This is a genomic window from Mucilaginibacter lutimaris, assembly GCF_042676625.1.
GTDB classification, from domain to species: domain Bacteria; phylum Bacteroidota; class Bacteroidia; order Sphingobacteriales; family Sphingobacteriaceae; genus Mucilaginibacter; species Mucilaginibacter lutimaris.
On record NZ_JBHTIA010000002.1, the window covers coordinates 138420 to 150501 of the forward strand.

Annotated in this window: 8 protein-coding genes; 4 read left to right on the plus strand and 4 right to left on the minus strand. The window is 44.4% G+C overall.

Annotated elements, in window-relative coordinates; all coding sequences use genetic code 11:
* Positions 1-80 precede the first annotated feature (80 nt).
* From ACFQZI_RS00610 to ACFQZI_RS00625, 4 genes are all read right to left on the minus strand, one after another.
* Positions 81-1061 carry a Hint domain-containing protein gene (locus tag ACFQZI_RS00610; protein WP_377137306.1) on the minus strand — a complete coding sequence of 327 codons (981 nt, stop codon included), beginning with the start codon at positions 1059-1061 and terminating at the stop codon, positions 81-83.
* 105 nt (positions 1062-1166) lie between these two features.
* Positions 1167-2333, minus strand: a complete 1167-nt coding sequence (locus tag ACFQZI_RS00615; RefSeq protein WP_377137308.1) for a pyridoxal phosphate-dependent aminotransferase — start codon at positions 2331-2333, stop codon at positions 1167-1169.
* 31 nt (positions 2334-2364) lie between these two features.
* Positions 2365-3948 (minus strand): flavin monoamine oxidase family protein, encoded by a 1584-nt coding sequence (locus ACFQZI_RS00620; protein ID WP_377137310.1) that lies wholly within the window; start codon positions 3946-3948, stop codon positions 2365-2367.
* A 132-nt stretch (positions 3949-4080) separates the two neighbouring features.
* Positions 4081-4668 carry an RNA polymerase sigma factor gene (locus tag ACFQZI_RS00625; protein WP_377137312.1) on the minus strand — a complete coding sequence of 196 codons (588 nt, stop codon included), beginning with the start codon at positions 4666-4668 and terminating at the stop codon, positions 4081-4083.
* Positions 4669-4800: 132 nt separating this feature from the next.
* On the opposite strand from ACFQZI_RS00625, the gene ACFQZI_RS00630 reads away from it, so the two are divergent.
* The 4 genes from ACFQZI_RS00630 to ACFQZI_RS00645 all read left to right on the plus strand — a co-directional run bounded on the left by ACFQZI_RS00630 (position 4801) and on the right by ACFQZI_RS00645 (position 12066).
* On the plus strand, positions 4801-5853 hold the full coding sequence (locus tag ACFQZI_RS00630) for a FecR family protein (protein ID WP_377137314.1): 1053 nt from the start codon (positions 4801-4803) through the stop codon (positions 5851-5853).
* Positions 5854-5896: 43 nt separating this feature from the next.
* Positions 5897-9400, plus strand: coding sequence for a SusC/RagA family TonB-linked outer membrane protein (locus ACFQZI_RS00635; RefSeq protein ID WP_377137316.1), 3504 nt, complete (start codon positions 5897-5899; stop codon positions 9398-9400).
* Between the two features lie 33 nt (positions 9401-9433).
* Positions 9434-11041, plus strand: coding sequence for a SusD/RagB family nutrient-binding outer membrane lipoprotein (locus ACFQZI_RS00640; protein WP_377137318.1), 1608 nt, complete (start codon positions 9434-9436; stop codon positions 11039-11041).
* Between the two features lie 95 nt (positions 11042-11136).
* The gene (locus ACFQZI_RS00645) at positions 11137-12066 is read left to right on the plus strand and encodes a glycosyl hydrolase family 18 protein (protein WP_377137320.1); all 930 of its coding nucleotides are present in this window, start codon (positions 11137-11139) and stop codon (positions 12064-12066) included.
* The last annotated feature ends 16 nt before the right edge of the window (positions 12067-12082 follow it).

Consider the following 12082-nt stretch of genomic DNA (forward strand, 5'->3'; position numbering starts at 1 on the left):
TGAACATTAGTGGTGTGTATAGGTTATAAAACAAAAAAGGGCTTATCAAATAAGCCCTTTCCAATTTAATAAATGTTGGCTTATTTCTGCAACACCATAACGCCATTCATAATAACGGTGCTGCCGCCATCGGCAACAATGTTATAAACTTTTTGGGTGCCGCCTGCCTGCTCGGTTTTTAGCAGAACGGTAAAGTTTTCGTACTTGCCGGTTTGCTCGTTAAGGCAAAGCACATCCTGGCCTAAATTAATATTGCCAATTTTTTGATTGCCCTGTTTGGTAAGCATAGGGTGGTTGGGGGTAGCCTGTAAAATCTTACTGTTGAGTTTAATATTATTGCCGTTTACCTTTGCCGATACCAGCACCAGCTTGGTTAAAGCGTAGTTTTTAGCATCGTGTGTGGTAAGCTCCTTTACCTTTACTGCTGATGCTACTTTAGTAGCCGGGTCTACAGTAATTACATCATCACCACTTTTTACATCTTTTAAAAGTTTTTTATCGCCGTTTGCCATGGTTACTAATTCATCACCCGGGAAACAAATATCATTACCATAGGTAGCTGATTCCTCTTTCATGTCTTTACCGCCATTGAGCAATTTATATTGCTGAAAACTCAATTCTTTAGACAGTATGTATGATAACTTTAAGATGAAATTGGTCTCTACCTTGTTAATATTATCAATATCCTGAAAATACTGCTCCCAAACTTTTGCATCGGCCGTAAAATCGGGTACTAAGGCTTTATATAGCTTGCCTTTCTCGTTGGTATAAAATACCATGGTGCCAATTTCCTGCATGCCTTCTTTAGCGATCAGTTTATACAGATCTATGCGTTTTTTAAGTCCGTCGCTGCCGGTGATAAAGTATGGCTTGCGCCCTTCGTACCTATCCAGCACGTAGGTGTTCTCGAACTTTACATAGGTGTCCTTATCCAGGTCGGCAATGGTAAAGGTTTGCGCTTTGCTGTATTCGGCCATGGTAAGTGGCCTTGGTGTTACGGTTTGGGCATTGCAGAGATAAACTGAGCCTGCAAGTAATAGTGTTAATGTTAGTTTACGCATAAAATTTTTAGAGAGTCAGGATATTGAGAGTCAGGAATCAAGACAAAAAAGCAAACTCAAGTCCTTTCCTGCTTCTTGCATCTTGATCTCTTACTTCCCTTTTAATTAAGATATTTCTTTAAACGCGGCGGCAAAAGCTTCCATTTCGTCCATACGGCCAATGCTGATGCGGCACCAGTCCTGGCCGTTTATTTTCCAATCGCGGATGCCTACGCTACGTTTAAACATTTCGGTACTGAATTTTTTGCCATCCATTTTAAGCGGGAACATTACAAAATTGGCCGATGATGGGATATAAGTATAGCCCTCTTTTTTCAAAACGGAGTATAAGTATTCTTTAGATTCGTTGGTTTTTTTAAGCGTTTCAGCTAAAAAATCTTTTTCCTGGTAAGCTGCTATAGCACCGGCTAAGGTAGTGCTGCTGATATTGAAGCCATCAGTTGCATATTGTTTAAACAGCTTAATAGTATCGGGCTGGGCAATGACATAGCCGAGGCGCAGGCCTGCAAAACCATAAAGTTTAGAGAAGGTACGCGCTACAATAATGTTATTACCCGCTTTTATCTGGCTTATCATGCTGCTTCCCTGTGGGTCGGGCAGGTAATCAATATAAGCCTCATCAATAAACACCATTGTTTTTTTAGATACGCGGTCGCAAAAGGCTTTAAGCTTGGCGGTATCTACAACGGTTGCAGTGGGGTTGTTAGGGTTGCATATATAAACCATGCCGGTGTTGGCATCAACCTTGGCTTCCATGGCATCAAGGTCTAACTTATAATCGGAGGTTAAGGGCACTTTTACCCATTTGCCGTCAAACTCCTCGGCGTAGGTTGGCAGGTCGTCATAAGATGGGTCGCCGGTGATAACGCTTTTTCCGCCTTTTGTAAAGCATAGTGCAGCGGCGTGCAGCAATGGGGTAGAACCCGAATCAATAATGATATTTTTAATAGCTACTCCTTCGTATTTGGCTATGTTGCTTTTTAATTGCGAACCAAGCGCGAAAGGGTATTGGTAACTTTTATCAAGCGCGTCGGCAATGGCTTTTTTAGCCGCAGGCGACGGCCCGAAAGGATTTTCGTTTGCCAGTAACCTTGCTTTAAGTTCAAGCGGAGCGGCTGCAGCAACCTCGCGGTCGGTAAGGGCACGTGGCAATGTTAATGCGGGTTTGGGCATAGCCGATAATTTACTGATGGTACCAGAATAAAAAGCCAGTCCCCCGGCTATAAAAGCGCTGGATCTGATCCAGTTTCTGCGGTTAATTGAGTTTGCCATGGTGAAGGTATTTTAGTTTTTTAGTTTCGTTTTATTGTTGTGCTTTGTATTGAACCTGTTGCCCGCCAACCCTTGCATGCAAGGCTGCTACGGTGCTTCTTGCCGATTCGAACGCGCCCGCCATCCACGCGTTTAAATAGGTAAGGTGTTCGCCGGCAAAATACACCTGCTTGTTGGGCTTTAGCAGCGCGGGGTATTGGTTTTTGCGCGTATCAGTATTATAAACCGCCCAGCCGCCAAGGCTGTACCTGGTTTTGTGCCAGCTTACCGAGAACGAGTTTTCGAATTCCTTATCGTACTGCGGATGGATCAGCCTCCCTTTTTCAAGGGCGAATTTCTCACGTTCGGCAAAACTAAGCGCGCCAATTTTCTGCGCCTTTTCGTTAAAATTGTAATATCCTATCAGGATGCCTTTTTTGCCCAGGTAATCATACGATGGGTAAAAAACTTGGGTTAGATCGTTATTGGTGTGGGTAATGCCGCCGTATATATGTTCGTCTTCTTCCCAAAAGCGGCGTTTAAATTGCAAGCCTATCTTCCCGGTGGGGATGTAGCCAATATAATCTATAGCACGGCTTACATCAGCCGAAAAATTATGATTAATGTTACTTAATACGGGCAATGGTAAGGTACAAATGCACAGGTCTGCATTAAGTTCGTGTTTACCTGTGGCATCAGTATATAAAACCTTTACACCTTCGGGCAGATTTGTTATGTCGGTTACCTCAGCACCCATCTTTAAAAATGGGGCTACTTTTTTCTCTAATGCCGTTGCTATCTTATCCATGCCGCCAACCGCCTGGAACATCGTCATCTGTAACTCGTAGGTATATTCAGCCACGTTATAAAAATCTGGGTCCATCAGGCCGGAGTGGATCAGCTCTGCCAGTTTATGCGGGTCTCCAATTTTGCCGGGTTTATCTCCCGCGCCATACATTTCGGTATAGCCGCGCCGTGCTGATGCTTTGTAAAGTTTATCAACATCCAATCCGCCTTCGGCTTTCAGGTATTCAATAACCTTCTCGGCGTCTTCTTTGGTAAGCGCGCCATCTAACCCACCATGATCGATGCTCTTGGCCAGCATTTCGCTCATATACCCGCGAATGTCGTTATGTACCTCACGCACTTTTATTTTTTTGTTTGAGAGTGGGCCCTTGCCCTCGGCAAAATAATATGCGCCCTCGTTTACGTTATTATAAACCTGTATCGGTACGCCCAGTTCTTTACAGTAATGCAGCGTAAGCTCGTGGTTGTGTGGTATGCGCGATGGGCCGGCATTAAAGTATTGGCCCTCGTCAAAACGTGCGGTAGCGGTTGGTTTATCAGTTTCTGTTTGGGTACTGCCGTTGCGGATGCTCCAACAACGTCCGCCTGTACGCACGCGCGCTTCTAATATAGTGCAGCGGTAGCCAAGCTTGGTAAGTTCATAAGCGCTGGTCATGCCGGCTAAACCTGCGCCCAATATTACAATGTGTTTGCCGTTCCCGTTTCCCTCTAAATTAAAAGCGTGTGCGGGGGCAGGGCGTAAAAGGCCTAAAGCCATCATGGCGGGGTAGGTGCCGCCTGCAAGCATAGCGCCCTTGCCTAAAAAATCTCGTCGGCTAATAGTTTTCAATCCAAGAAATCAGTATAATAGTTAGTTTGCTAAATATAGTTTATTTTGCTTTTAATAAAGAAATGTATCAATAATTTTAATAGTAATAATATCTACCAAATTAATCTACATTATTATTAAATATTTAGCCATTTAGCTTAGTAGCTTAATTATCAGCGCCAGCAAGAACACATCCCTTAAAACTTTAATAGCATTATGCAGGGTGTTGTAAATGGTACGCTCGGTAAGGCCGGTGCGCTCACTTATCTCGCAAAAACTTATCTGGTCAAAATAACGCATCTGCACAATCTCTATCTGGCGGGGGGTAAGCTGGTTAAGGGCCCTTTGCAGCCGTTTTTTGGTGATCTCGTCCTGCTGGCTGGCTATCAGGATGTTTTCGTAAGGTTGCTCGGCTGCTCCGGCTTCTACATCTGCCTCTTCTAAAGTGGTAGTAAACGTATCGCGGCTATACTGCTGGTAGGTTTTGTAAAGTATGCGCTTATATATTGTAAGTACATATTGCTGTACATTTTGTACTGCCGAAAGTTTGTCCTGTATACGCCAAAGCTCAATAAAAAGGTTATTAATGCTCTCCTTAACCAATTCGGGGTTCTTATACATGCAAACGCCAAAGCGGTACAGGTCGTCATAAAAAATATCAAAACAGGCGTAAAGGCCTTGCTGATCGCCTTGTACCAGCAACCCCCAATTTTTTTTAACCTTTTCTGTTTTGGTACCCATCTGTCTAATGTCTAAGTAGTTTAACAGTATATGTTAAGCTATGATGAAGGTATGTAAAATCTTTGTAAATAATTTTAAAAAGTTTTGGTAAAAAAGAATAATATATTGCACTTGTGTGTAAATACCAACTTAATGGACTATACAAATTTTAATGTCGAGGATTTTTTAACTGACGAGAGCTTTATTAATTATTGCTACGAACTTAATGATGCCGATAAAGCACATTGGGAAAATGTTATCCTTACGCAACCTCTGCTGAAAAAGAAAATTACCGATGCGCGCGAGCTGTGCCTTTTACTAAGCATAAAAATTAGTAAGGAAGAAAAGCAGGAGACACTGGCAAAGCTCAAGGCATCAATAGCTGCCGAGCAGCTCCAAACAAAAGCTTTAGGTTCCACAAATGTTCGGCGCTTATGGCTACCGCGCATTGCTGTTGCCGCCACATTACTTGTTCTGGCTATTGGTTATGGTTTATACCGCTACAATACTCCTTTATCGGGCGCGGTATTGTATAGCCGGGCAACAGCCAATAACTATCACCTTGTAGCCCAAACAAACTTTAGCAACCGAAAAGTGGTGGTTTTGCCCGATGGCACAACCGTAACGCTTAACGGATCGAGCTCACTAAAAATGGCTAACGATTACAATAAGGATGACCGCCATGTGCTTTTAACGGGTGAGGCATTTTTTGAGGTAACTAAAGATAAAACCCGCCCATTTGTAGTGTTAACCAATAAAACCGCCACCACCGCTTTAGGTACTTCGTTTAAGGTAAGCAGTTATGCCGATGCCAAAAGCGCGAGTGTAATGCTATCAACAGGTAAGGTTAAGGTTGAGGCTACTCAATCTCAATCAAATATTGCCGACCAGATATTGATTCCCGGGCAACAGGTTGTATTAGCTGAGGGCGATAAAAATTTCACTAAAACTAACTTCGACCAGTTGGAGATACAAAACTGGAGAAACAGCAGGCTGGTGTTTACAAACGCCGATTTTAAGGAGATAGTAGACAAAATAGCTAAGACATATGGTGTACTTATTAAAGCCGACGAGAAGCAGACAGACAAAATAATGTTTACCGGCCAGTTCACTAACAAAAGCTTAACCGATGTACTTGATGCCATTGGCTTTGTAAACAAATTTACCTATACGCACAATGGCAATACCATAAAACTTGTATTCTAAAACTAAACCATATCACAATCAACGTACCCTAAACTTTTAAACTATGCTGAAAAAACTACCCGCTAAACGTTTTTTTTCTAAAATGTTACTGAGGATGATGGGGGCAGTATTCCTGGTTATTTATACCAGCGCATTTGCCCAGTCCACTCCCACAGTGGCGCTCTACTCTTTTAACTGGCAAAACCAGCCGGTTGAAAAAGTATTTAAGCAAATTGAGGATGCCACTAAGGTGCATTTCTCTTACAACCCTGCCGATGTTGATTTTAAACGCAGGATAAACCTTAAGGTAACCAACAAGCAACTGAACGATGTTATTGACGCCCTGGCAAGCCAGATAAACGTCAGGTACAAAATTGCCGGCGAAACGGTAATGATACAGGCGCTTAAAAACAATCCCGGTACCGCCGAAGCATTTACACTAAAAGGCAAGGTGCTCGATTCGGATAAGTTGCCGTTACCGGGCGTAACTGTAGTAAATACTAAAAACGACAAGTCGGCGGTGACCAATAGTGCGGGCGAGTTTGCTGTAGAAGCCAATACGGGCGATGTCATAACTTTCAGGATGCTGGGTTTTGAATCGTCATCTGTCATTGCCAGCGAAAACGTAAAATTTGTAATCATCAACCTTAAGCCGGGTAGCACCGAATTAAAAACGGTAGTGGTAACCGCATTAGGTATTAAACGCGAGCAGCGTGCTTTAGGCTACGCTTTTGCTGAGGTTGACGGTAACGATCTTAAGAAAGCCCGCGAAACTAACGTCATGAACTCGCTTGCGGGTAAAGTGCCCGGTTTAATTATCAATAGTACCGCGGGTGGCCCGGCAGGTTCGTCGAGGGTTATTATCCGTGGTAATACAACCATTACCGGCAATAATCAGCCGTTATACGTGGTAGATGGCGTGCCTATTGACAACTCTAACTACGGCCAGGTAGGCGGCGGCAAGTATTCGGGCGGACAAGATTTTGGCGATGCCATCTCGGCCATTAACCCCGATGATGTAGATAAAATAAGTGTATTGAAGGGTCCTTCGGCATCAGCGCTTTACGGTAGCCGTGCAGGCAACGGTGTTATTTTAATAACTACCAAAAGGGGTGGCCAGCGTAAAGAATTGGGTATCGAATTTAACAGCACATCATCTTTTGAGAAGCAGCTAACCACATTAGACGGTAACCAGTTCATTTACGGGCAAGGAAGTTCCGAGCAGTTGGTGATAGATGCCGCGCAGGCCAAAAACACCCTGTTTAACAACTTTGGCCCCCGGTTAGACCCAAACTTACAGGTAATAGGTTTCGATGGCGTGTACCGCCCTTACGCGCTGGTAAAAAATAACATCCAGGACTTCTTCCGCACGGGTTCAACTTTTACCAATACTATCGCGCTATCAAACTCAAGCGATAAAGGCAATTTCCGTTTATCCATTTCCGATCTTCGTAATAACGATATTGTACCCGGCAGCAACATGCGCCGCAACACATTCAACTTTACAGGCAGCTCTAAGTTTGGTAAAAACCTTACGGTTGAGGCAAGGGTGATGTACATGAACGAGAATGTAAAAAATCGCCCTTCACTGGCAGACGACCCGGGTAACATCGGTAACAACTTTATCGGGTTGGCTAACAACGTAGACCAGGCCTACTTTAAAACCGGGTATAAAGATATTGAAGGTAACTATGTTGAATGGGGCGGTGGCCAGTACCGGCTTGACCCATATTGGGTGATCAATGAAATGACCAACCGCACCAAAAAGAACCGTATGATTGGCGGGTTGCAGGCCAATTATGTTTTTACCAGCTGGCTAAACCTGCAGGGCCGTGCCTCAACAGATTTTACCTATTTTGATTACGAGAAATTTAGCCCGCGTTCTACACCGGGTTCCTTAACCGGAAGGTTAGAAACTACCAATCAAAAGGTACAAACTACAGAGGCTGATATGTTGTTAACCGCGCAAAAGCAGGTAACACCATCTCTTAATTTATCTGCCCGTGTCGGCGCGAGTATATCTCACAGCTTTAACCCCGGTTACACAGGTTCATATATTAACCAGGTAGCAACAGATGTGGTTAGCTCAAACAGTTTTTCCGACAAAACCATTGTGCAGATCCCGCCAAGGGGGCGCGAAACCCGTTCTGTATATGGCTTGTTAAGTGCCGGTTACAAAGGTTATTTATACTTAGACGCAACGGTACGCCGCGACGCGGTATCAACCCTGCCTACAGATAATAATGAGTACACTTATCCATCAGTGTCTGCAAGCTTTGTATTTACCGACGCGTTTAAGATCCCTAAATCCATACTCTCGTTTGGTAAGTTAAGGGCTTCGGCTGCAGAAGTGGGTAGCGATACCGATCCATACCAATTGAATCCTACCTATCAGCTTAATCCGCAAACATTTAATGGCATTCCATTGGGAGGCATAGCAACTACCATTTTGCCATCGCACCTGGTGCCAACCCGCACCCGTTCATTTGAAGTAGGTACTGACCTGAAATTTTTTGCAGACAGGATAGGTTTGGATGTAACATATTACACTTCTAAATCAAGGGATCAGATCAACACCGTTAACATCGCGTTATCATCCGGCTTCCCGCAGCAATCTGTAAATGCAGGCGTCATAAGCAATAAAGGTATCGAGATAGCTTTAAACGCCAAGCCAATTGTTACCAAAGATTTTAGCTGGGACTTGAATGTGAACTTTGCGCGTAACGTCAATAATGTAGAGTCGCTTGCAGAGGGCATACCTTATTTAACCTTATCTGATGCCCGTTGGTTGGGTACATCAGTTGTAGCAAGGCCAAACACGGCTTACGGCGCCATATTAGGTTACGGCGGCCAAAAAGATGATGAGGGCAACGCCGTACTTGACCCGGTTACCCTTGCGCCGCTGCAAACGGTAGACCGCGAAGTTTTAGGTAAAGGAACCTGGAGCTGGACAGGCGGTTTAAGCAGCCAGTTCTACTACAAAAACTTTGGTTTAAGCTTTGTTGTGGATGTAAAACATGGCGCAAGCTTATTCTCAATGACAAACCTGTTCAACGTGATACGCGGGTCCAGTTTAATTACCTTACCGGGCAGAGCCGAGTGGATAGCATCTGAAGAAGCACGCCAAACCGCGGGTATGAGCAGCGAGCAATGGGCGGCGGCTGGCAACGTTAGGGGCTACGTTCCGCAGGGCGTAGTACAAACAGGTGTTGATGGCTCGGGCAAACCTATTTATGCTAAAAACACCAAAGCGGTAGACCCGTCAATATATTGGGCTAATTACTATAGCGATGGTAATGGCGTGGCAACGCCGTTTATTTACGATGCGAGCTATATTAAAATGCGCGAAATAACCCTTAGCTATAATATCCCAAGTGCAATTTCATCAAAGTGGGGCATCAAAAATATGTCGGTAGCATTGGTTAGCCGTAACCCGTTCATCATACATAAAAATGTACCTAATGTTGACCCCGACTCTAACTACAATAATGGTAATGGCCAGGGCCTTGAGTACGGCTCGTTACCATCAAGAAAAAGCTGGGGCTTTAACCTGAACGTGAAATTCTAACAAAAGATATATACTATTGATAATCATATAAATATGAAAAGATATATAAACAAAATAGCCATCATGCTTTTCGCGGTTGCCACCCTATCGGCATCCTGTAAAAAGTTTAATGATTTTGGTGACATGAATACCGACCCCACCAAGTCGAGCAACCTCGACCCGGTGAACCAACTGGTGCTTACGCAGCTGCGTTTTTCGGGCGAGCTAACCATAAACGAACGTACCAGCATCATCATGACCATGCCGTTGGTGCAGCAAATAGGTGGCGCTTATTACACCCGTTACGGTTTTGAATATGTGAAGAACAGGCAATACATGTCCGAACTTTGGGAACTTGGTTACCCTAACGACGTTTTGAACATTGTTGATGCGGTAGAGCGTTCTTCAAAAGACCCGCTTAAGACCAATCTTAATGCCATGTGTCGTATCATGAAGGTGTACATATTTGCCCGCATGACCGATCTTTACGGTGATATTCCGTATTCGCAGGCAGGTAAGGGTTATATAGCCGGCATTATACGCCCGGAGTTTGATGCGCAGCAGGATATTTACAACGACTTTTTTAAAGAGCTTAAAGAAGCCTCGGCACAGTTGAATCCTTCTAAAGACAATGTTGCCAATGATATTTTTTACCAGGGCAATACCGCCGCCTGGAAAAAATTCGCTAATTCGTTACACCTGCGTTTAGCCATGAGGCTGAGCAAGGTTGATCCTGAAAAGGCCAAGGCCGAAGTGCAGGCCGCTTATACTGCGGGTGTATTTACCAGTGCGGATGATAATTGTATAACCCGTCATGCCGATGTGCAAAACAGTTATGCCGATATTCGCGGTAATGGCATTTCGGTGGCTATTAATCAATACCCCGATGAGGGCCGCCCACGTATATGCAGCACTTTATTAAATGCTTTAAAAGATGCCAACGACCCTCGTTTAGTGCCTATTGCACGTAATTACTGGGTTAACCCCGACAAACCGTCGGAAAGGCTTGATGTAAGCGACGCTTTAAGAGCAGCTGGTGTTGGCATTATTGGCGTTGGCCCAGGTAAATACAACTATGATGATTTTTTAGGTGCGGTTGAGGTTGACCTTGGCGGTGGCCGTAAAGTGCAGGTGCCAAACAATGGACAAAAAGTACAATTGGCTAACTGGATGATAACTAACGACGCGCCATATTTTCACATCACTTATGCCGAAACGGAGCTTTTGTTAGCTGAGGCGTCGCAACGATGGAACTTAAGCTTAGGCGCAAACGCCAAAACCCACTACGAGAATGGTGTTGCCGCGGCTATGAAACAACTGGCTTTGTTTAAAGGCGGGCCGGTTATTACAGATACCCAGATCCAAAACTTTAGAACAGATAACCCTCTTGCGCCGGGTAACGAGTTAAAGGCTATTGATACACAGCTTTGGATAGCTTTGTTATTGAACGGCCCCGAGGCATTTGCTAACTGGCGCCGTACAGGCTTCCCCGAGTTAACCCCGGCAATCACCAACGAATCTACCACCACAACTACGCCACGCAGGTTTGAATATCCGCTAACCGAAACTGAGCAAAACGCTGCCAACATTAATAAGGCAATTGCCAAGTTAAACGGAGGAATTGATGACTGGACAGCACGCGTTTGGTGGGATAAACAATAATAGATGGGATGATGAAAATAATGGGAAGAAATATTTGGTGTGCTGTTTTACTGTTAGCCCTTATGTGCAGCTGTAAAAAAACTGCGCGGTCCGGAGTGAAGACAGACGATGATAAAAAACCGGTTGCCGCTGCCTCGTTCAGGGTGGTTGGTTACCTGCGCGAATATAATGTGGTAGATGGCCGGGCTATTCAGTTTGATTTTAGCAAAATAACCCACCTTAATATCGCATTTATTAACCCTGATGCCAATGGCGCTTTTAGCACGCTTAGCGGGTTAAAGGAATTGGTTACAGCAGCACATGCTAAAAACGTAAAGGTTTTAGCATCAATAGGCGGGGGGCTTGCGCCGGAGTATTATACCAAGCTAATTGCAGATAAAAGCAGCCGCGCCAAACTGGTTGGCAGCATAGCATCATTAACCACTCAATATAACCTTGATGGTATAGACGTTGATCTGGAGGGCCACTTTGTAGATGCCAATTACGAAGCTTTTGTGGTAGAGTTGCAAGCACTGTTAAAACCTAAGGGCAAGCTGCTTACAACGGCTATTGCAACAGTTTATGCAACACAATATACTGATAAGGCGCTGGCACAGTTCAACTTTATTAATATCATGTCGTACGACAAAACGGGGCCGTGGAAACCGGAGAAGCCGGGCCAGCATTCGCCCTATTCAATGGCGGTTGATGACCTTGATTACTGGGGCGGCGCACGCGGTATCGCTAAAGAAAAACTAAGCCTTGGATTACCTTTTTACGGTTATGGTTTCGGCAATGGCGTGCCCGAGGATATGGCATTTGCAGATATTATCAAAAAGTACCCCGGGGCCGAAACCAAGGACGAGGTAACTGTAACTGCGGGTGGCACTATCTACTACAATGGCCTGCCAACTATTAAAAGTAAAACCACGCTTGCTTTACAAAAAGCCGGTGGTGTAATGGTTTGGCAATTATTACAGGACGATGCCGGTACAAACTCACTATTGAATACGATTGATGCCGAAGTTAAGGCAGCAAAAAAATAAGGATAAAAGCATATTA

Excerpts from the sequence above, each read along its gene's own strand:
- ACFQZI_RS00610 (WP_377137306.1), bottom strand. The coding sequence starts at position 1,061 with ATGCGTAAACTAACATTAACACTATTACTTGCAGGCTCAGTTTATCTC.
- ACFQZI_RS00615 (WP_377137308.1), bottom strand. The coding sequence starts at position 2,333 with ATGGCAAACTCAATTAACCGCAGAAACTGGATCAGATCCAGCGCTTTT.
- ACFQZI_RS00625 (WP_377137312.1), bottom strand. The coding sequence starts at position 4,668 with ATGGGTACCAAAACAGAAAAGGTTAAAAAAAATTGGGGGTTGCTGGTA.
- ACFQZI_RS00630 (WP_377137314.1), top strand. The coding sequence starts at position 4,801 with ATGGACTATACAAATTTTAATGTCGAGGATTTTTTAACTGACGAGAGC.
- ACFQZI_RS00635 (WP_377137316.1), top strand. The coding sequence starts at position 5,897 with ATGCTGAAAAAACTACCCGCTAAACGTTTTTTTTCTAAAATGTTACTG.
- ACFQZI_RS00640 (WP_377137318.1), top strand. The coding sequence starts at position 9,434 with ATGAAAAGATATATAAACAAAATAGCCATCATGCTTTTCGCGGTTGCC.